The sequence below is a fragment of the Niallia sp. Marseille-Q9988 genome, from assembly GCF_976954375.1.
Window position 1 is genome coordinate 1 of sequence record NZ_CDRJSZ010000008.1, and the last position, 19,431, is coordinate 19,431.

The window sequence follows — 19,431 nt, forward strand, 5'->3', positions numbered from 1 at the left end:
ACTTAGAAGAAGTGCTAAAGTTAGACGAAGCACACTTGCTAACTCCAAAGTGTATCAAGATCCCTCAAAGAAATACGATTAAAAGCATTCAAAATTGGATGTTTTTTAATATTTATATGTTTATTTAAAAGCTCTTTAAATTTGTTAATCTGCTCTGTAACATAATACGCATTATCAGAAATAATCATTAAAAAAAGATATCTATTTCTAGAGATCTTTTTTTAATGATTATTTCTTTGTTTTTCTTGAATTTAAACTCATAAAACTGTTGTAAACTTAATTACTGAAGTAAAAATTCAAAAGAAAATAAACCATGGATGCTAATAAAATAACGGGTACAATACCTACACCAGCACGTACTAGATATAACTTAACACTACTTGATTCATATTTAGTGAATTTCAACTTTTTTACATAATTAGAAACCACAAGAATTGAGGCGACTGCTACTAAAATAGCGACAGTACTACTTATCACTGTGACCAAACCTTTTTAAGAGCAAAGTTTTTGCCAAATCTAAAAACTTTACCATGTTTAATATTTGTACTTAAATGTGCTGACATAGCTCCTAAAATAACACCAGCAAGAGACCAACCCACACCTGGGATTAGAGCGACAAGAAACCCTATAGCTGCTGAACCTCCAACTGCAAGTGTTTGAACTACTAGTTTAGAAAGATAAACATCATATCCACCTAGGGAATTTTTCGTAATTTTAGTTACGCCAGCTTTTTGTAATGAAAATGCATTTTCATCATTTGTTTCTAATTGATCTAATTTATTAAGAATTTCTTGTTGATCGTTTTCTTTTAAAAATTCTATTATTTGATAATCATATAAACTATATTCGATTTCCCCATTCTCTAAAACAGTCTCATTCCATTCAATATCCTCCGGTTGTTCAGAAATGTTAAATTCCTTTATTTCGTTAATTATAGATTGTTGAGTGTCGTTTGTTTGAACATGTGCAAAACTAGGGGTGATTCCTGAAAATAATAATGTTAATGTTAAAACTCCTACGATAAAAGACTTGAATTTCATTTGCATATTCTCCTTAAATATATTTTTTCTTACTCATAATATAATACAATAATTGGATTATAAAAATATACTAAAATATGAAAAAATATCCAATAATAAATTTATAATTTAGATTTCATTTAATTTATTTCATCTTGTAAAATATCGTAATAGCTTTTTTCTCCGTTTTTAATCATATTTAGATATTTTATTATTTGACTATTGTTGAGTTCAATCTGTTTAGTAACAGCATAATCTTTTATTAAGGCAACATATCCTGATATTAAAGCTGTAGCTTGAGAAGTGCCTGAGGATTTAATAATTTCATTATTAAGTCCTAGTGTTTCAATATTATCTCCTGGAGCATTTATAGTGGTCAATTCATGTCCACTAGTCATTTCTAATGGTTTTAAATCTTTATCTATAGCTCCTACAGAAATAACTTCTTTCATATTTGCTGGAAACATTAATTCTGTTTCAGAATAATTTCCTGAAGAAGAGATAATTGTAATATTTTTTTCATTAGCTTTTTTAATAGCATCAGCAATATTTTCATTGTATTTATTACTAGCTACACTTAAATTAATAATTGTCACATTTTTGTTTATTGCTAAATTAATAGCTTCTGAAATTTTTGTTGGTTTTATAGATTCATCTTCATCAAGGATTTTTATTGAGACAATATCAACATCTGGACTGATTCCAAGAATTTGATTTTTGTATCCTTTAATAATTGAATACATCATTGTTCCATGGCCATTTTCATCTAATACATTTTCATCAATTAAAGATATGTCGTTCTCAGATATTTGAGAATCTGAAACCCCACTATCTATTAGAGCGATAGTTTGAGTTTTACCAGTAGAAATCTTATGTAAGTTAGAATAATCTAATAGGCTATATTGCCAGCTAATACTAACTGGATTAATTGTTGTTTGGGAATTTGAGTTACTAAAAAAAAATATAAAAAATAAAGATGATGTGATAAAAAGACTCATTAGTGAAATTAATAATTTTTTCATTTTCTTTTCCTCCTTAGAATCATTAATAAAAATACCATTATATGGTACGGTCATCAATGACTAAAGGATTTTTTATTTAAAATACTTTTTTAAGAGAAAAAGTATTGATGAAGCTCTATATTAAATTATTTTTAGAATTGAGATATTGCAGTAACAAATCCAGCTGTTATTGTATTATGTATCAATAACAAACTTAAATTTTTTTGACAGTCAAATTTGGCATTTTAGAGGGGGGGGGGCTGAAATAGAACCGGAACGAAATGGGAATCCTCATAAGATATTGCCAAAGAATATGATATTACCGTCTTTTGCTCTAGATCAATCGTTGGATTAAACCACCAGGAAACCGACTCATTCGCTTTGAAGGACTATGAAAAAAAAGGCTGAATATTGCAACCTGTAATAAATCCCTTCATAACTATCTGTTTTTCATCTATAATGTCTGTACCTTCTATATTAACCCATTATAGAATGTTCCATCACCTGTTAGTTTCATAAATGTTCATTCATAACTCCTAAGTTGTGAATAACCCATGACTATCAATGAGTTTATCCTGATAAAGAGTTTAGTGTTTTTCATTAACATATTCTACAAGAATTTCAGAAACCAACTCTTCCAAAGTCAAATTTCTTTCAGACGCAATTCGTTTCAATGAATCTTTAACCTGAGATGGTATTTCTAAAGATAACACATCATATTCAGAATCTATATAAATTCCTTTAATCGTTGAGATTATGGAACCTTCCACCATATATTCCTTAATAGTTTTTATCGTATCTTCATCTAAAGTATCGTAAGGGAAACAATATGGTTTAATTTCTAACTCTATCTTTTCTCTATTTATGTTCATCTTCATATTTGTTGGAGTGATATATTCATAACATATATCTAAGAAAGAGTATATATTAGATTCAACATTATTTTCATAAGGGAACTCAAATTTAGCAAATTTCCTTTTGGAAATTATCGAACCTCTTTCAATTAAATAAACCGGTTTAAAACCATATTGCTCAATTTTCGTATATGGAATCTTATTTCCACTAGCAGTTAATAAAAAGTAATCTTCATCTTCCCCAACCATCAATCTTCCATGTTCTTCACTTCTTTCATGAATAAACAATTGAAACCAACCACGTTTATTTGGTTTGGAATAAAACTCTTTATTATTTCTACTTCTAATATTTTTATAATTTTTTTGAAAACGTTCAAGCTCCGTTTGTTTAATAAAATATAATTCCCTACCTCTATAAACTTCTTTCTCTGCTGTAAGTTTACCATCCTTTATATAGTTAAATACCGTTACAGTAGATACACCTAATTGTGCAGCAACTTCACCAGTGCTAAGTCCTGGCTTTTTTAATTTGTCTTTTACCTCTTCTACATCATCTATATAAAAGTACTTCGTATTGTCAATTTGCCAACTTTTTTCATTCACTGCAGTTAATATGCCTTGTCTGGAATATGATAAAACTGTATTCTCAGCAACACCTAATAATTCCGCAGCCTGTTTTGTAGTAATTTGCTTTTTCTTATCCTCTTGGCCCATTTTATTCTCCCCAACTAATCATTATTAAAATAGTGTTTACATATCATTTAATATTAACTCAATATTATAATCTATTTATATGTTACCATTTACTATTGTAAACTGTCACTTTATATCCTCTCAAATACCGTTGGAATTTTCAAATTCCTTCAGAATTGTTTATATACTTCTCTGGAATAATGTGCTAAATTTTTTGCATATTAGAAGGGGGAGTTTTTTTATGATCAAATTTCATGATTTTGGTATTAGCCTAGTGGAGTATGGGGAAAGAGGAAAAAAGAATGAATTTCCATTGTTTGATCAATGCCCAAACTGCAAATGTCATTCCCATGGGAATCTTCATCGTAACGGCTATTACTGGGGTTATGGAATAACTGATGAGACAACCGTACGGATCCCAATTTGTCGCCTAAGATGTTTACAATGTGAAGTGAATATCTCTATTCTTCCGGACTTTCTCATCCCGTATTTTCAACATACTATTCATACAGTTTTAGAACGAGTGAAGAAAATTCTTCAAAGGAAAAAAGCAAAAGGCAGCCGCCAATTAGTCAGGTTTTATCTAAATCGTTTCTTAACATGTATAAATTGGATTCATAGCTTCTTTATCAGCTTGGGGAAGATAAGTGGCATGTCGGAGGATATAAATAGCGAAGCCACAAAATATATGAAAATGATCCTTGATTTTGGCGAATCACCCTTCTTACGAAGGTCACGGGGTCACTTATCAAAATACTTTATGGCAAATTAATTCTATCATATTTAGGCGACTTTAAAAATATTCTTTGTCCCACATACCTTTTTCATAGTCAGAAAATATCGAAAAAAGTAGAATAATAACCATGGATGACCGGTCGTCCTTCTATGAAAAAGGAGGAAGATTCCATGAATGAAAAAGAGCGTGAACAAGTGGCCCTATTTCGGTATGGCCTAATAGCCCCCCTATTGAATGGGCAAGTTGATTCGAAGGAATATTTAAATGGAATGGAGGGAAAGGTTCATTCTGTCCCCCATTATGGAGAAAGGAAAATTGCAGAGAAAACAATGAAAGAGTGGCTTCTTCATTATCGAAGAAATGGATTTGAAGCATTAAAGCCCAAGAAGCGCTTGGATCGAGGGAATTCTCGAAGACTATCCCCTGATGACCAAGATCTTGTCCTTGAAATACGAAAAAAATCTCCCCATATGCCGGTTAGTGTTTTCTACGAACAACTAATCGAGCGTGGAGAGATACAAAAAAACCAAATATCTTACTCTACTATAATTCGATTATTAAAAAAACACAACCTTGTAGGAAAACAAATGGTGGCGATACCAGAAAGAAAACGGTTCGCTCACGAAAAGGTGAATGTGTTGTGGCAGGCTGATTTATCCCATGGACCTTATGTACCCGTTAATGGAAAAAAGACAAAGACATTTTTAATTGCCTATATTGATGACTGTTCTCGTCTTGTGCCGTATGCACAGTTCTTCTCGTCAGAGAAGTTTGATGGATTAAGAGTAGTCACGAAAGAGGCTTTAATTCGCAGAGGGAAACCTACCATCATTTATGCGGACAACGGTAAGATCTATCGATCTGAAACGCTTCAATATGCTTGTGCCCAACTCGGAATTACTTTAGCTCACACGCAGCCGTATGATCCCCGTGCAAAAGGGAAGGTAGAAAGGTTGTTTAAAACGATTCAAACACGGTTTTATCCGTTATTACAAGCCGATCCAGCTCATTCACTAGAAGAGTTAAATGAACGATTCTGGAGCTGGTTAGAGAAAGATTATCACCGAAGAGTTCATGCCTCTTTAGAGGGTAAAACGCCCCATGAAGTGTTTCAATCTCAACTAAAGGATATAACATTTTTGGAGGATTTGTCTATTCTTGAGACCATCTTCTTGAAACGAGAACACCGGAAAGTAAAGGCTGATGGGACGATTACGTTAAATAAAGAGCTCTACGAAGTACCTTCCCGTTTTATCGGTCATTCTATCGATGTGAGACTAGACGAAAATGGTGTCTATATCTTTGAGGATGATAAGAAAGTCGCTGAAGCAATTCCTGTATCCATGAAGGATAATGCGCATGTAAAACGGGCTCGCTCGCCATTTTCATTATCTCAAACAGCTGAAGTGAAAGGGGAACAAGACCATGTATAAATCCTTTTACTCTTTAGCTCAAGCACCATTTTCGAAAGATATACGCCCTTCGGATGCGTTTCCTTCCACTGATTATCAAGGGGCTTTAAACGCATTAAATTATTTACAGAAATCGAAGGGAATGGGTCTTCTTATTGGGGATCCTGGCGCAGGAAAAACGTTTACCTTACGGTCTTTTAAGGAGTCATTAAACCCTTCTTTATATCACGTAGTCTATTTTCCCCTTTCAACTGGTGGTGTAATGGATTTTTACCGTGGGTTAGTATATGGCTTAGGGGAGGAACCGAAGTTCCGTAAAGTCGATCTCTTTAGGCAAATTCAACAAGGCATTGAGCGAATGGCAGGGGAACGTAAGATCACACCTGTTTTCATTTTAGATGAAATGCATATGGCAAAAGATGCTTTTTTGCAGGATATAGCACTATTATTTAACTTTCATATGGACTCAACCAATCCATTTATCCTAGTTTTAGCTGGCTTACCACATTTAAAGACTCGATTAGCATTAAATCATCATCGTCCACTATCACAGAGAATGATTATGAAATATGAGATTCAGCCATTATCCAGAGAGGAAGTTTCCCATTATATTCATCATCATATGAAGTTAGCAGGAGCGAAGATGACCATCTTTACAGAAACCGCGGTAGAAGCTATCGCATCACGGTCTCAAGGTTGGCCACGGGTTATTAATACATTAACGATTAACAGTTTATTATTTGGCTCTCAACTAAAGAAAGAACTGATTGATGAGGAAATTGTCAGGTTAGCTATAGAGGATAATGGCTTATCATGAGGCGTGGAATATTAGTATTTGACCACCATCTTCAAGAATGGAGAGTATGGTTAGGACATCAGCCCCACTGGATAGACCAGGGTTATGCATTTGAGATACGGGTCCAAAACAGGTATCTCCATGCATACTTGGAGAAAGATTTTGATTGGTTCGTAACTCTGGAACACGAAGTAAGGTTTGTACTCCACACTTACGAGGTGTACAAAATTCGAATAAAAAAACAGGATTATATGCCAGTTGATGCCCCTTTTTAGGGGTTTTCTTTTCCTGAATTTAAGACGGAATAATTTGAACAAGATTTTGCACATTCCGAAATAAAGTGAAAAAAATAGCACATTATTTCAGATTTCCTCCCGGATTAATGTGGAAAAGAGTATCTGAAATATTGTGCTCGTTTACATTACTATAGTCAATATTCAATTGGGGAATAATTCTAATTTATGTATTAATTCTCACTTTGTTTACAATACTCACTAGCATGTTCTAAAAAATCTGTAATACATTCTTCCACCTTTTTTCTTGTTGGTTTTTCTAATGTAATACTTTTAAAAGTTTTATCAATAACTACCCCTCCTCCCCCTATCAATAATTTAATCTCCACTGTATCTTTTTCTTGACTCAAACTTCCTCTTTTATCTACAAATCTACTAACTTGCACTCTAAGACCATATTTGGATTTTTGTAAGAAATAAGTTTTCACTTGCACTTCATATTTACTTACAAAAAAAGTACTTTCATCTAATGCTCGGTATAAACTTTCGCTAATCAAAAAATCCACCTCTTCCTTTTTAATTAAACAGATTATAATATATATCTTAATATTAAACAAAGGTTTAATGTCTATTTTATATAAAAAATATGATACCTACTATTTTATATTAAAACGTATTTTAAGTATTATCTTTATTTATATGTATATATAGTAGACAAATAAACTATTTTTCTACTAAAATAGAGTTTATATTAAATAAAAATAAATTTACTTAATATAAAAATATATATGGTTATAAATTTACTTTGTTTACAAAAAAATACAGGGGTGGTGTGAAAATGCACGAAAATATTATTTCATTAAATTCTCAAGAAAATCCGTTAATATTTTCAGGAAGTAAATCATCCATCGCATCATTATCAAAAATTCTGATGAATCCATCATTTTTTGATAATTTACCCGATGAATTAATCATTATGGAGGACGTATCTAATAATGAGGAAATCAATGACCTGGAAATGATGTATTTATTTCTACACCAAAAAAAGGATATGGATATACAAAAGAATAAAATGGAGAATACCATCGAAGAGTATAGTAGAGATTTGCTAATCATGTATAAACAGATAATAGAAAATGCTATTTCCATTGGATTGGATTTAATCTCACAGCAAAATCCCTATCAGATATTTAAACTACTCAATCATGTACATATTAGAAAATTTCAAGAGTGGTTAGCTGCAGCTCCGTTAGGGAAGGGGAAGAAGCCATACGCAGTTTCTACACTGAGTCGTAAAATGGTAGTTCTTAAAGGATTCCTTTCTTTTTTATATAAAACAAAGTATATAGAAGTTCCGCTGCATGAAAAAATGTTGAGTAGTAATGTGCGGGATATTGATCGGCCAGATAGGGATTTAGGAAAAAATGAGGTAGTGCAGATATTGGACTATTATAAAGACCATCCCATTGTTCATTGTTTGCTAGCAACCTTAATTACAACAGGGCTTAGAATAAACGAATTATGTCATAGTAAAATATCGGATATTTCTTATGTGGATGGAGATTACTGGTTATATGTATTAGGAAAAGGGAGACACGAAAGAGAAGTGCTCATACATCCATATATAATAGAAGAAATACGGAAATTCCGACGAGCAAGACGGTTAGATTTTGTATTAGAAGGAAGTAATAGTTCGTATATTTTTACTACGAACAAAGGGAAACCATACCATTATAAGTATTTATCTAATTATTTAACAAAAAAAATTAATGAAGCGGAATTGCCTTTCATTAAAACAAGGAAAAATCCAATTACACCACATACATTGAGACACGCCTTTGCGCAAATAAGTTCGGATCAAGGAGCGAGTTTGGATCAAATTAAAATTGCGTTAGGTCACAAATCAATACAAACAACATCTATTTATCTGCAGAAGAAATCAAGAAGAGAAAACAATGCGGGACATGCTTGGAAAAATTCAAGTATCATTAATTCATTGTGATTTACAGGTGACAATATAAAAAAAAGGGTTGTATATTCTGAACTGGCACCCATGTCAAGGACACAATAAAAAAAGAGATTAAGCAACGAGAAGATGGTTCCTATATTGAATAGGGGTCATCTTTTTTAAATTCCATTGATATCGATAATTGTTATAGTAAACCATGTAATGATTTATTTTTGCCTTTAGTTCTTTTAAGGATTTACAAGATTGATAGTCCACATCATCTTTTAAATGACCAAAGAATGACTCTTGAGGCGCATTGTCCCAACAGTTTCCTTTTCTAGACATTGATTGGCCTAGACCATATTTTTTTAATAACCTTTGATATTTTGGGCTCGTATAATGACTTCCTTGATCTGAATGAATAAAGGCGTCTTTATGTAAAATAACTTTCTTGTTGTTCATCAATTTCTGGATTGTCTTCGTTGCTATATCTAAGGTAATACGGTCAGAAACATGATAAGCTAGGAGTTCGTTTGTGGAAGCATCTTTTACGGTCGACAAATAAGCCATACTATTTCCGTTATATGGCAAATAAGTGATATCCGTTAATAAAACTTTTCCTGGTATACCCTGCTTAAACTCTCTGTTTAGCTTGTTTGGTACGACTTGATGCTCCTTTGTAGCTTTAGCGATTTTTTTATAAGGATTTGCTTTCCTATGAGGACAGACTATTCCATATTTCTTCATGATTCTTTGGATCTTTTTACGACTAAATATAATGTTATATTCATTCTCCAAGATCATTTTTATGGACCGGGAGCCTTTCTTATATCCCCGTCGATTAAAGGCTTTTAGTATGACTTCTTTCGCTTCCAAGTCCAATTGTTCTCTCGCTTCTCGGAGAGTATATGCTTGAAGGAAGCTGTAGTATCCAGAACGAGAAACCTTTAAAAGATCGCAAAAATACTTGGTCATACGCTTAAATCCACCTTGTTTAATGGTCTCAGAAATTAATGGATATACTCTACTTGGTTCTAGGTTTTTTGTTTCGTTTAGCAGCCTCCTTTCTGTCACTTCTAGCTTTTTTAATAACTCTACCTGTCCCTCCAATAGCTTAATTCTAGCTTCTTGCCTTTCAATCACTTCAGACGGCGTAAGTTCTCGCTTTAATGGTCTACCAGAACCGGCCTTTCTTGAGTCTGTGAGTCCGATTAGCCCATCCTTTTCATAGGCTTTCTTCCACCTGTATGCGGATTGTTCCATTCGCTTCATTCCTATCACGTCCACATCAAAGCCGTTTTCCATGAAGATTTGTCGAGGAAGTTTTCCACCTAGATACTCATCCATAAATCTATTTTTAAATGAATCCGTATAGGTAATAGCTCGCTCACTGACACTTTGTACATTTGGATTCCTTTTAAGCATTTTTATCTCTTTCGTTGAAAATGTTATCTTACTCATGTTGTCTCCTAATCCCTTTTTAGTAATTTAAGTATATAAAAAAATACCTGTAGATAAAACACTCTTTTTCAAGTGTCCTAACTACAGGTACCATTTTAAACAACCTTCTCTCGTTTGTTAATATAGTACTCTCGTCTATGGTTTTTGCAGAACCTGTAAATGGATGAATCTTATACGTTAAATCTCTGCCAGCTATCTTTTCTTCGGCAGTGATCATCCTACCTAAAGAAGCATAATAAAAAACAACGGCACCAAACGCTAAAATTCCACCTATAGCTTCAAACCAAAAGACCATCAACTTTCATCTCCTCACTTTACAAGGCTATTATTCTCTACCTTCGCATTTATCTTCAAAAAAATAACCTTCAATTCCCTTTTGCTAAAATAAACGCCATAAAACTGGGATCTGGTTTAGCTTCTTTTATTCCTTTTGCAGATTGAAGGAAAATAGTCTTCTCCTTTTCATAATATACCTTTATTTTCAAATTTCCTAAATCCATTAATTTTGTATGCTTTCTACTAATAGTCGTTTCTTTTGAATCATATGCTTCGCTATTTATGAACTGGACTATTTCGCTAATGGCTGCTTTATCTTTCACTTCCACACCATCTTGTTGAGATTCATTTTGGTATATACGAATGCTCTCTGGATTTTGCTTTAGCCAGACAGTACTATCTAAAATTTGATGCTTGTCAAACATCACTTCTGTTTGCATTTCTGACTTATTATAAGATGCAGAAAGGGTTAGCTCACCATCAAAGCCTGCTTTTCTCCATCGAGAATAAAATCCAGACCAATCATTTGCTGAATCATTATCCTCAAGTGCTGAGCCTATATATTCTACACTCCATCCATGCTTAGGAAGTTCTTGCTCATAGTAGTCATAAATAGCCTCCCAGCTATTTCCGTCCATTATGTATTGGTCTTTAGTTGGTGTAAGTCCCGCATATAATGGAATGTCTTTCTCTTGCTCAGGAATAATGGTCATTCCCTTATATGTGTCATCCGTAACTTTTTGATAAATAATAAAACCCGTTAAAAGGAAAGTAAAAATAAATACATAAAGAACAAACCTTTTTTTGAACATTGAATTTCCCCTCTTCTAATATTAGCTTATCATTCATTATAGTATAATATTTCCATTAATGATATTTAAATATTCTCAAAATTCCATTTGCTAACGAATTAATTTAGTATTATAAGGAATGTTATAAGCATTCCACACATAACTATATACGCGTGTCGCGTTAATCAGTTTCACTATTTGGAAAAATTATTTATACGGAATGTAATGAGAGCTTGAGGAAGGTTTATTTAGCTTAACTATTGAGATTAGTTGATTCTTTTCATTAAAAACTGGAAATAACCCCCATTTCCATTTAAATATATCGTATAATACAATTATTACAAATGGATGGAGGCTTATTAATGACAAAAAATGGATGGTTATCTCTACTTATGGTTGGTATTTGTATTGTATTATCCTTTTTTCTCAGTGCCAATAATGCAGGCATCTTCTTCTTATTATTCGGAATTTTATCTATAACTGGAATTGTATTCGCTATTTTGTCTAAAAAGTGGAGCAATATTATTCTTGGAGTTCTTTTAAATGGGATAGCAGGTGTGATTTTCACATTATTAGCCTTTGCATTTGGATTTGGAGAAGCTTAATACATTGATTACACTTCTATCCGAGTCAATAGCTTTCGATTTGAGCATCTTTTGGGCATACACTTTTTATATATGCGACTTCCTTTTCCGTAGCATGGGGAACAAAGATCTCTGTTCCCCAATGACTGGAATGAAAGACCATCCTTTCTCCCATTAGTAAATTCACCGTAAACCACTTTAATTCTCTAGCTTTATTTGTATAGCTGTTGGATAAATAATGGACAAAAGCAGCTGTTTTCTTTCCATGGAATATCGTTAAATTATCCTCTTTCTGTATTTCGATATCTGGATAAAACGTTGATTTGAGTTCTTCTATAGTAATCGCTTCTTCATTCCAACAATGAATTTCAAAACAATCCGATTTTCGTAAAAAATAATCCACTGTTTGGAGCCAATAATCATCGTTTCCTAGTACAGGTTTTGGAAAGCTAGAATTTCCCTCCGTATAAAATGGGATATTAACAATGATATGTTTTTGCAAACTTAATTCCCCCCTTCCCCTACCTTGAAACTCCTTTCCAAAAAACCTCCCACAATGCTGCTAATTTATCATCCACTCTTTTCCCTGAATTAAAATAAACGATTTCAACCATGATTGCGATGATAATTCCTGTGAAAGCGGAGTTAAATATGTTTGCATCTTTTATAGTAAGTTGCCCTTTCTCTATCCATTTCGCGCACTTTTCGTCAATTAAATGCTCCTGGAAGTTCTCTGCTTCTGTTACTTCTTTTTGAATGACATCATATAGATGCATTGGTGGGAAGAAGCCCATTCTCAACCAAAATTTCAGCATTTCATTTTCCTGGAACATCCCTTTTACATAAAGTAAATAATGATAGAGAAACGTTTCTGGATTGCTACAATCTTCTTTTTCAAAAAACTGCTGTTTACGCTCGATTTCTTCTGCTTTTGCTTCCTTTAATACTTCGAGAAAAAGGTCATCTTTTCCTTTGAAGTGAGAATAAATAGACGCTTTTTTAATGCCCGCTTCCTCTGCAATTTCTGAAAGAGATGCTCCTTCAAATCCATTTTGTAAAAAAAACTTAATCGCTGCTTTTTTTATCTCTTCTTTTTTCACGTAATTCTCTCCTTTATGAGATTAGTTTCAATCCGACTGCAGCGCAAAGAATCATTGCAATAAATAAAATTCTTTTCCAATCCTTGGGCTCTCCGTATACAAACATCCCTAAGATTGCGGAGCCTACTGTGCCTATTCCTGTCCATACGCCATATGCTGTCCCCATTGAAATAGTCTTCATCGCATAAGTAAGTAATGCAAAGCTACACATAAACCCAATGATTAAATAAAGAAGCGCATCCCATTTTTTCATCGTTAACCGTTTAATATTAATGACACCAATTATCTCACAACATCCTGCTGCAATTAAAGCTAGCCACGCCATATCGTTTATGCCTCCTCTTTGTTTGCCCCTTCATCTGTTACCATTTTCAAGCCAATTACACCTATTAATAATACGAGAATCAAAACCATTTTCACTAGATTAATTGGTTCTTTAAATAGAATGATTTCCGCAATGACTGTTCCAGCTGTCCCCAGCCCAGTAAACACAGCGTATACTGTACCAATAGGCAAATATTTTGTTGTATATATTAATAGATAAAAACTAATAATGATGGCGAAAATCGTTCCAGTCCATTCTAAAAAAGTGGATGCATGCTTAAGCCCAGAAACCCAAGCAACCTCCACAATCCCCGCACTAAATACCATTAGCCAATACTTATTCACACTCAAATCCTCCTTATATATAAACTACCGACCGTTCGGTAGTTATTGTGTCACATAATTGGTACCGCGTCAAGAAACAAGCTAAACAGGTGTAATTGTCTCTAAAAATTGTGTGAATTTCTATGTATGATAGCATGATAAATGTTATACTTACCATAATTTGGTGATATCAATAAAATACATCATTCTACAATTAGAAAAATTACTGGAGGAAAATAAGATAAATACGAAGGCAGTTACCTATGTTATCCTACTAATACTTTCAGGATATTTAATTAGTAATCTATCTGTTTTAAATCCAGCACTTAAAGATTATCAAGCTAGCATTTGGTTTGCAACCTTTCTAATCCTAACTTTAAGCTACAGCCGAGCAAAAGAAATAATCATTCCATTAGTGAACTTTTCCTGTCTAAAAAATACTGTATCCTATGTTTATATTTTCCTGACTTTAACGGCATCTTACTTCCTATTATTGTTATGTATTCACTATGAAATTCTATTAAATAAAACGTATATTTTCTACTTTAAGAATGGGCTTATGACAGGAGAAGATGTTTGGGGGATTATACCAAAAGTGTTGTTAGCACCAATTTGGGAAGAACTATTTTTCCGAGGGATCTTACTATTCTTTTTATTACGTTATATGAAACCCATTTTGGCTATTTCCATATCAGCTATAATTTTTGCCATGTTCCATCCGTTGTATTGGATCCTTACTCTTATTTGAGGATTACTATTAGCTTTTACTACTTATAAAACAAAATCTTTCGTCCCAGCCTTACTCTCCCATTCCCTTTGGAACTTGTATATATCCAAATTATTTATTTATTTTTAGCAAAAGGACTGGTGATAAATATGTTTTCTAACAAAGAATTACAGGATTTAATTGCTGGCAAGGTCGTTGGCAATCGGTTTCCCTATGATACAGGGAATCAACAAGAAATTGAAGCCCATATCAGGCGATTGTTTTATCGACTAAATCGCATACCAAATCTAATCTGCGAGGCAGAATGGAATCACTTTGGAAGTGGATACGCATCTTTTGTTGAAATATTTTGCTATATAAAAGAAGCCGTCACAGTGGAAGAAAAATACGGGATGCGGGAGGAAAATATTGAAGGAATTATCATTGATATTTGCCGATTAGCACCTGTAGCGATTATGGGAATGGATGAACGATTTCATAAGATTCGTATCGAAACGAATGAAAAAGTCAGTGGTTCGTCTGGATTTTTACTTGATGGACCTCATCGTTTATATGTAAACGAAAAATACCAAGAAGTTGCTGACAAGATAAGATTTGCTTTACAGGAATTTGATATTGAGCTTTTATCAGCAGCTACCCTTAATGATTTTTTGCCTTTTCGTGCTAAAATAGATACCATTCATCGAAATCCAAATGATTATTTAATAATGGACGCCATATTTTATTGGGAGGATTAACAAATGAACAAAAACAAAATTTTTATGGCAGCAACCCTATTGGTTATTTTACTTATGGGAATGTCTGCTTGCAGCAATTCATCTAATGAAACTACCTCAAGCAATACTCAAACGGAACCAGAGAATATAGAAGAAAGTACAGACAATGCATCTGAGAATATTGCGGACCCCACTCCTAGCGATCAAAATGAATCAGATGAAGCCGCTAATAATAATAACGATTCAAATTCAGAGAACAATAATATAGAGGAAAGAAGGCAAGAAAGTTTAACTACTATTCAAAAAGAGCTGGATGCATTGCCAGATAAGATTGCGGGCAACAAACAAGTTTTTCTAGAAAAATTAGATAATCTCCAGAAAGAACTTGATACTTTACCAGATAAAGAGGGTTCCGATTCAGGTGCTACAAACGCAATAAAAAATTACTACGGCATTTCTTATGAAAAGTATGATGAAGCCCTGAATGCTATTTATGCAACATTAAAAAAAGACTTGTCAACAGAGACGATACAGGATTTACAAACTAAACAGCTGAAATGGATTGATCAGAAAGAAGCAAAAGCGGAGGAAGAAAGACTAAAATATAATGGAGGCACCTTTGAAAATGTCGCATTATATATCTCTTTATACGAATCGACAAAAGAAAGATGTTATGTATTAGTGAATGAGTATATGACGGATTAAAGAAATATGGGAAGTCATTATGACTTCCCATATAATATTTTTAGTTTATTTTCTTATTATCTTTACTGTTCACAATAATGCTATACTCTTCATTAGCAAGTATGTCCGCTATTTCATCGGATTTTAAAAACTCCACTATTACTCCTTCAATTTCAGCTCCAAGTTGTTTTGACTGAGGATTGGAACTTAATTCCGAGGTACTAATAATGAATGTCAATGGTTCCCTTTTATAGCTTACACCTGTTACCTTGTATTCCTTTTTAGATAATAGACCTTCTGCGACGGGTGCTATATTATGAATTCCCCCTATATACTATCCAGTATTAAAATATATATATCTTCTTTTACAACATTTCATGATACCTATAATTTAATAGGATTTTAAATCTAATTCCATAAATCTTGCCTCTTTAATCGGATTATATACATATGGCTCAATATCATAAAATCCCATTGATTCATATAAACTTTGTGCTTTCTTCATCGTTGAAAGGGTATCTAGTCTTATATATTCATATTTCAGCCGTTTAGCTTCATCAATAATCACTTTGATAAGACCTTTTCCAATTCTATATCCCTTAAATTCATCACGAACATATAATCTTTTCATTTCAGCTATACCGTCTTTAATATTGCGAAGTGCCACACATCCTGCAACCTTCTCATTAACCATTGCTACATTTATTATTCCATCAGGGGGTGCATACTTTCCTGGCAATGTATTTAGTTCTGTATCAAAACCTTGAAAATCAAGGTCTATATTTAGAGAATGAGCATATTCTAAAAAAGTTTTTTCACTTCTTCCATCATTCCATCATCAAGGATTCGCTTAAATTCAATCGTATTCTCCTTGTTTCCAACTGCCATTATTAAAATCCCCCTTGGTATTTAACTATTCCTTTACTCCCCATCAATAGTGGACTATTCCCACCAATAATACCATAATTTTCAGAATATTCCACTGCTAATCTACAAAGAAAAAAGCAATCAAAGATGATCACTTTTTTATGCTTAAACTATATAATTTTAACCCGTTATGTATTATCTAGCCCACCCTACATTTTCTCTCACAATTTTAGCTGGATACCCTGCTATTGTGCAATTCTTCTCTTTGAATTTTTTCGTCACACAGCTATTATAGCCGACGATGCAATCATCTGCTATTTCGGTGCCTTTTAGGATATCTACATTTGCTCCTACCCAAATATGATTACCTATTGTGACTGGCTCTGTGTTTTTGTCTTTGCTATTATCCAAGATATTATAAATCGTATGTCCATTGGAATCTCTTACACTAACACTCCATCCAAATAAGACATTATCGCCTATTTCAATCCTTTCGCGGCATGCAAAAAAGCAGTTTCGATTACAGTCAAAGTTTTCCCCGAAGACTAAAGTCCCCTTGTCCACTCGAATGGAAACTCCGCTCGCAAAATTAGCTTTCCCATTGAAAATTAATTTCCCTTCTTTTTTTACGCAAATAAATCCGCTGTTCTTTAATGATTGATTGACCCCATCTGACCCATTTGTAAAATTAACTTTAATCATAAATCGCGTTATTTTACCATTGATCACACAGGTACCCCTACTAACATCCGCAATTTTTGTATTATAAGAAATTAAGATAGGTAGTTTTATTGCTTGTTTAAACGGAAACGCTTTAAAGTTAAAATATAGTGTTTTAGGCATTGAAAATAATAGCTTGATCAATAACATTACTTTTCTCATTTGCACTCTCCTGAACTATTCAATATTATATACCAATATTACCAAAGGCGTAATGAGGAAAGTGCAAAGGTTTTATTAATTCTATATGTATTTCTTGTAAATTTATATCGTACCTTGATTATATATTACACTTAACTACTTACTTTTTTTAAAGAGTATAGCAAAGTACCTACCAACATTCCTAACGATATCCCTACTCCGCAGCCTGCAACAGCTAGAAATACATTACCTGCTATCATTCCAAATATAGTAACAATCACCCCAGGTAATAATTAAAAAATCATCCCATATAGTAAATAGCTTTCTAATTTTGGATGCTTACCACCTTTCATATCAGTCATATTTCTCCCTCCTTTATTTCGATAAGCACCACTTACTTAGGAGTCTGCTTATTTTTTGTGTGAATCAAGAAGTATGAGCTTCCTCCCACCATGTATCCTCCCATAATGGAAAGCGCTGTTCCGACGATAACCCATTTCGTGGAAAATATATTCCTGACATAAATAAAAATACGTCAACCGCTATGAAGATTGGAACTTTTTTCATTTTCTCCTCCCATTCATCTAAAAAAAATTTCCGTAGATCATACCATTTGGTACTAATTTTTCCTATATTTATTCATACGTATATGGAACAAATTGGTTTCATTTATAAGAGCTTTTCTCATTGTTCCTTAGACAAAAATATGCTCCTTTGTTCTTTAAATATCGTCGTCTGTTCTACATTATGAATAATTTAACACAGTTTCTAATATCTTGAAATTTAAAAACAAAGAATGTTCAGAATCTGCTATAATGAAAGAAATATTTTTCAAACGAAGAGGTGAATTGCGTGTATTGGACTCCGTTATTTGAAAATGATGTACCAGCAGCATATTTCTGCTCTTAATGAGAAAGGTGACTGCATCTCTCCGTTAGGGGCTTTTAGACCTACTAAAAAAACGGAGGATAAAAATGAAAAAAAGTATATTAGGATCTATTTATTTAACTTTAGCTGCAAGCATTTGGGGTGGTATGTACGTTGTTGTGAAAGTGGTTGTTGCGGTCATTCCTCCACTTGAACTTGTATGGATTCGTTATCTAATCGCTATTGTCGCTTTGGTTATCATAGGGTTTGTAACTCGGCAAAAATGGCGAATGGAAAAACGTTATTTCCTTATCATCATAGGCATTGGCATTATTGGAAATGCCATTTCTATTGTAGCGCAAGAAACAGGTACCATGTTGTCCACAGCTCAAATGGGTGCAATTATCACTTCATCCACCCCTGCGTTTATGGTTATTTTTGCACGATTGCTGCTTAAAGAACGTTTGACAATGAAAAAGGGTCTTTCCATTTCTCTCGCTACAATTGGCGTTTTTCTTATTGTCGGAATCGGTAATCTTGATTTAACAAGCAAATTAGGTGGGATAGCACTTTTAATCGCCGCATTGACGTGGGCATTTATGTCTGTACTTGTAAAGCTTTTGCCAAGTGACTATTCACAAATTGTTGTCACTACTTATTCTATCGCGGTCGCTTTAATCGTGTTGACACCTTTTGTAATGCCAAGGCTACAAGGAATCCATATTTCTGAATGGGGACACCCTTCTATTTTTGGAGGTCTATTATATTTAGGAATTGTTTCAACAGCTGGAGGATTTCTCCTTTGGAACCGTGGGCTACAAATGCTTAACGCCTCAAGTGGCGGAATCTTTTTCTTCTTCCAGCCTGTGGTCGGAGCAGTACTTGGATGGATTATTCTTGGAGAAAATATCGGATTAACCTTTTGGATTGGCTCCATCCTAATTCTTGTTGGTGTTTTATTTATTATATCGGAGAAATGAACAAGTTCCCCATTCCCCCAAAAAATGAGGTCGGGACAAACTATATTAATAAGAAAAACGGAGCAGCCTGAATACACGTAGACTCCTATGGGAGCTGCGAGAAAGGTGAGACCCCGGAGGCGAAAGCTGAGGAGGCTCACCGCTCGCCCCATGGAAAGCGAAGTGTATTCAGGCTGC

24 protein-coding genes are annotated in these 19,431 nt (G+C 33.6%); 9 read left to right on the forward strand and 15 right to left on the reverse strand.

The window, feature by feature from the left end; translation table 11 throughout:
* Window positions 1-473: 473 nt before the first annotated feature.
* The 3 genes from ACWNMZ_RS15170 to ACWNMZ_RS15180 form a co-directional block, all read right to left on the reverse strand.
* Window positions 474-1,040, reverse strand: coding sequence for a hypothetical protein (locus ACWNMZ_RS15170; protein WP_251628164.1), 567 nt, complete (start codon window positions 1,038-1,040; stop codon window positions 474-476).
* Between the two features lie 119 nt (window positions 1,041-1,159).
* Window positions 1,160-2,041: a S8 family peptidase gene (locus tag ACWNMZ_RS15175; RefSeq protein WP_251628163.1), complete on the reverse strand. Its 882-nt coding sequence runs from the start codon at window positions 2,039-2,041 to the stop codon at window positions 1,160-1,162.
* A gap of 566 nt (window positions 2,042-2,607) precedes the next feature.
* Entirely contained in the window at window positions 2,608-3,588 is a 981-nt protein-coding gene (locus tag ACWNMZ_RS15180) for a helix-turn-helix domain-containing protein (protein WP_449598673.1), read from the reverse strand.
* A gap of 220 nt (window positions 3,589-3,808) precedes the next feature.
* Here ACWNMZ_RS15180 and ACWNMZ_RS15185 point away from each other — a divergent pair, with 220 nt between their 5' ends.
* The 3 genes from ACWNMZ_RS15185 to ACWNMZ_RS15195 all read left to right on the forward strand — a co-directional run bounded on the left by ACWNMZ_RS15185 (window position 3,809) and on the right by ACWNMZ_RS15195 (window position 6,532).
* The gene (locus tag ACWNMZ_RS15185) at window positions 3,809-4,339 is read left to right on the forward strand and encodes a DUF6431 domain-containing protein (protein WP_251630132.1); all 531 of its coding nucleotides are present in this window, start codon (window positions 3,809-3,811) and stop codon (window positions 4,337-4,339) included.
* Window positions 4,340-4,473: 134 nt separating this feature from the next.
* On the forward strand, window positions 4,474-5,736 hold the full coding sequence (locus tag ACWNMZ_RS15190) for a DDE-type integrase/transposase/recombinase (RefSeq protein WP_031538279.1): 1,263 nt from the start codon (window positions 4,474-4,476) through the stop codon (window positions 5,734-5,736).
* Window positions 5,729-6,532, forward strand: coding sequence for an ExeA family protein (locus tag ACWNMZ_RS15195; RefSeq protein ID WP_047944128.1), 804 nt, complete (start codon window positions 5,729-5,731; stop codon window positions 6,530-6,532). Before ACWNMZ_RS15190 ends, ACWNMZ_RS15195 begins: the two co-directional genes overlap by 8 nt.
* Before the next feature lie 445 nt (window positions 6,533-6,977).
* Here the strand turns inward: ACWNMZ_RS15195 and ACWNMZ_RS15200 are convergent, their stop codons facing one another.
* On the reverse strand, window positions 6,978-7,301 hold the full coding sequence (locus tag ACWNMZ_RS15200; protein ID WP_251630133.1) for a hypothetical protein: 324 nt from the start codon (window positions 7,299-7,301) through the stop codon (window positions 6,978-6,980).
* Between the two features lie 281 nt (window positions 7,302-7,582).
* Between ACWNMZ_RS15200 and ACWNMZ_RS15205 the strand changes: the two genes are divergently transcribed.
* Window positions 7,583-8,746 (forward strand): tyrosine-type recombinase/integrase, encoded by a 1,164-nt coding sequence (locus tag ACWNMZ_RS15205; RefSeq protein WP_251630134.1) that lies wholly within the window; start codon window positions 7,583-7,585, stop codon window positions 8,744-8,746.
* Window positions 8,747-8,824: 78 nt separating this feature from the next.
* Here the strand turns inward: ACWNMZ_RS15205 and ACWNMZ_RS15210 are convergent, their stop codons facing one another.
* From ACWNMZ_RS15210 to ACWNMZ_RS15220, 3 genes are all read right to left on the reverse strand, one after another.
* Window positions 8,825-10,153: an IS3 family transposase gene (locus ACWNMZ_RS15210; protein WP_449598674.1), complete on the reverse strand. Its 1,329-nt coding sequence runs from the start codon at window positions 10,151-10,153 to the stop codon at window positions 8,825-8,827.
* 19 nt (window positions 10,154-10,172) lie between these two features.
* The gene (locus tag ACWNMZ_RS15215; RefSeq protein WP_251629302.1) at window positions 10,173-10,448 is read right to left on the reverse strand and encodes a hypothetical protein; all 276 of its coding nucleotides are present in this window, start codon (window positions 10,446-10,448) and stop codon (window positions 10,173-10,175) included.
* Window positions 10,449-10,518: 70 nt separating this feature from the next.
* Window positions 10,519-11,241 carry a hypothetical protein gene (locus ACWNMZ_RS15220; RefSeq protein WP_251629304.1) on the reverse strand — a complete coding sequence of 241 codons (723 nt, stop codon included), beginning with the start codon at window positions 11,239-11,241 and terminating at the stop codon, window positions 10,519-10,521.
* Between the two features lie 341 nt (window positions 11,242-11,582).
* Between ACWNMZ_RS15220 and ACWNMZ_RS15225 the strand changes: the two genes are divergently transcribed.
* Complete coding sequence (locus ACWNMZ_RS15225; RefSeq protein WP_031539717.1) at window positions 11,583-11,825, forward strand: hypothetical protein; 243 nt, start codon at window positions 11,583-11,585, stop codon at window positions 11,823-11,825.
* 25 nt (window positions 11,826-11,850) lie between these two features.
* Here the strand turns inward: ACWNMZ_RS15225 and ACWNMZ_RS15230 are convergent, their stop codons facing one another.
* Genes ACWNMZ_RS15230 through ACWNMZ_RS15245 form a run of 4 tightly spaced genes read right to left on the reverse strand, consistent with a single transcriptional unit; the run spans window position 11,851 to window position 13,555 of the window.
* Window positions 11,851-12,306 carry a hypothetical protein gene (locus ACWNMZ_RS15230; RefSeq protein WP_251629306.1) on the reverse strand — a complete coding sequence of 152 codons (456 nt, stop codon included), beginning with the start codon at window positions 12,304-12,306 and terminating at the stop codon, window positions 11,851-11,853.
* Window positions 12,307-12,325: 19 nt separating this feature from the next.
* Window positions 12,326-12,904, reverse strand: coding sequence for a TetR/AcrR family transcriptional regulator (locus tag ACWNMZ_RS15235; protein ID WP_031539720.1), 579 nt, complete (start codon window positions 12,902-12,904; stop codon window positions 12,326-12,328).
* A gap of 13 nt (window positions 12,905-12,917) precedes the next feature.
* Window positions 12,918-13,229, reverse strand: a complete 312-nt coding sequence (locus ACWNMZ_RS15240; RefSeq protein WP_031539721.1) for a DMT family transporter — start codon at window positions 13,227-13,229, stop codon at window positions 12,918-12,920.
* Between the two features lie 5 nt (window positions 13,230-13,234).
* Entirely contained in the window at window positions 13,235-13,555 is a 321-nt protein-coding gene (locus ACWNMZ_RS15245; RefSeq protein WP_231512599.1) for a DMT family transporter, read from the reverse strand.
* Between the two features lie 181 nt (window positions 13,556-13,736).
* On the opposite strand from ACWNMZ_RS15245, the gene ACWNMZ_RS15250 reads away from it, so the two are divergent.
* The 3 genes from ACWNMZ_RS15250 (at window position 13,737) to ACWNMZ_RS15260 (ending at window position 15,700) form a co-directional block, all read left to right on the forward strand.
* Window positions 13,737-14,300: a CPBP family intramembrane glutamic endopeptidase gene (locus ACWNMZ_RS15250; RefSeq protein WP_251629308.1), complete on the forward strand. Its 564-nt coding sequence runs from the start codon at window positions 13,737-13,739 to the stop codon at window positions 14,298-14,300.
* 68 nt (window positions 14,301-14,368) lie between these two features.
* On the forward strand, window positions 14,369-15,016 hold the full coding sequence (locus ACWNMZ_RS15255) for a hypothetical protein (protein ID WP_251629310.1): 648 nt from the start codon (window positions 14,369-14,371) through the stop codon (window positions 15,014-15,016).
* 3 nt (window positions 15,017-15,019) lie between these two features.
* Complete coding sequence (locus tag ACWNMZ_RS15260; RefSeq protein ID WP_251629312.1) at window positions 15,020-15,700, forward strand: lysozyme inhibitor LprI family protein; 681 nt, start codon at window positions 15,020-15,022, stop codon at window positions 15,698-15,700.
* A 40-nt stretch (window positions 15,701-15,740) separates the two neighbouring features.
* Here the strand turns inward: ACWNMZ_RS15260 and ACWNMZ_RS15265 are convergent, their stop codons facing one another.
* From ACWNMZ_RS15265 to ACWNMZ_RS15280, 4 genes are all read right to left on the reverse strand, one after another.
* Entirely contained in the window at window positions 15,741-16,010 is a 270-nt protein-coding gene (locus ACWNMZ_RS15265; protein ID WP_311298478.1) for a DUF4030 domain-containing protein, read from the reverse strand.
* A 60-nt stretch (window positions 16,011-16,070) separates the two neighbouring features.
* A complete protein-coding gene (locus ACWNMZ_RS15270) occupies window positions 16,071-16,418 on the reverse strand; it encodes a GNAT family N-acetyltransferase (RefSeq protein WP_396953890.1) in 348 nt (115 codons plus the stop codon).
* A gap of 323 nt (window positions 16,419-16,741) precedes the next feature.
* Window positions 16,742-17,428, reverse strand: a complete 687-nt coding sequence (locus tag ACWNMZ_RS15275; RefSeq protein WP_251629315.1) for an acyltransferase — start codon at window positions 17,426-17,428, stop codon at window positions 16,742-16,744.
* 405 nt (window positions 17,429-17,833) lie between these two features.
* Window positions 17,834-17,974, reverse strand: a complete 141-nt coding sequence (locus tag ACWNMZ_RS15280) for a hypothetical protein (protein WP_251629317.1) — start codon at window positions 17,972-17,974, stop codon at window positions 17,834-17,836.
* Between the two features lie 407 nt (window positions 17,975-18,381).
* Between ACWNMZ_RS15280 and ACWNMZ_RS15285 the strand changes: the two genes are divergently transcribed.
* Complete coding sequence (locus tag ACWNMZ_RS15285; RefSeq protein ID WP_251629319.1) at window positions 18,382-19,254, forward strand: DMT family transporter; 873 nt, start codon at window positions 18,382-18,384, stop codon at window positions 19,252-19,254.
* Window positions 19,255-19,431 lie beyond the last annotated feature (177 nt).

Coding starts and splice junctions, on each gene's coding strand:
- ACWNMZ_RS15170 (WP_251628164.1), bottom strand. CDS start 1,040: ATGAAATTCAAGTCTTTTATCGTAGGAGTTTTAACATTAACATTATTA.
- ACWNMZ_RS15175 (WP_251628163.1), bottom strand. CDS start 2,041: ATGAAAAAATTATTAATTTCACTAATGAGTCTTTTTATCACATCATCT.
- ACWNMZ_RS15180 (WP_449598673.1), bottom strand. CDS start 3,588: ATGGGCCAAGAGGATAAGAAAAAGCAAATTACTACAAAACAGGCTGCG.
- ACWNMZ_RS15185 (WP_251630132.1), top strand. CDS start 3,809: ATGATCAAATTTCATGATTTTGGTATTAGCCTAGTGGAGTATGGGGAA.
- ACWNMZ_RS15190 (WP_031538279.1), top strand. CDS start 4,474: ATGAATGAAAAAGAGCGTGAACAAGTGGCCCTATTTCGGTATGGCCTA.
- ACWNMZ_RS15195 (WP_047944128.1), top strand. CDS start 5,729: ATGTATAAATCCTTTTACTCTTTAGCTCAAGCACCATTTTCGAAAGAT.
- ACWNMZ_RS15205 (WP_251630134.1), top strand. CDS start 7,583: ATGCACGAAAATATTATTTCATTAAATTCTCAAGAAAATCCGTTAATA.
- ACWNMZ_RS15210 (WP_449598674.1), bottom strand. CDS start 10,153: ATGAGTAAGATAACATTTTCAACGAAAGAGATAAAAATGCTTAAAAGG.
- ACWNMZ_RS15215 (WP_251629302.1), bottom strand. CDS start 10,448: ATGGTCTTTTGGTTTGAAGCTATAGGTGGAATTTTAGCGTTTGGTGCC.
- ACWNMZ_RS15220 (WP_251629304.1), bottom strand. CDS start 11,241: ATGTTCAAAAAAAGGTTTGTTCTTTATGTATTTATTTTTACTTTCCTT.
- ACWNMZ_RS15225 (WP_031539717.1), top strand. CDS start 11,583: ATGACAAAAAATGGATGGTTATCTCTACTTATGGTTGGTATTTGTATT.
- ACWNMZ_RS15240 (WP_031539721.1), bottom strand. CDS start 13,229: ATGGCGTGGCTAGCTTTAATTGCAGCAGGATGTTGTGAGATAATTGGT.
- ACWNMZ_RS15245 (WP_231512599.1), bottom strand. CDS start 13,555: ATGGTATTTAGTGCGGGGATTGTGGAGGTTGCTTGGGTTTCTGGGCTT.
- ACWNMZ_RS15260 (WP_251629312.1), top strand. CDS start 15,020: ATGAACAAAAACAAAATTTTTATGGCAGCAACCCTATTGGTTATTTTA.
- ACWNMZ_RS15275 (WP_251629315.1), bottom strand. CDS start 17,428: ATGAGAAAAGTAATGTTATTGATCAAGCTATTATTTTCAATGCCTAAA.
- ACWNMZ_RS15280 (WP_251629317.1), bottom strand. CDS start 17,974: ATGAAAAAAGTTCCAATCTTCATAGCGGTTGACGTATTTTTATTTATG.
- ACWNMZ_RS15285 (WP_251629319.1), top strand. CDS start 18,382: ATGAAAAAAAGTATATTAGGATCTATTTATTTAACTTTAGCTGCAAGC.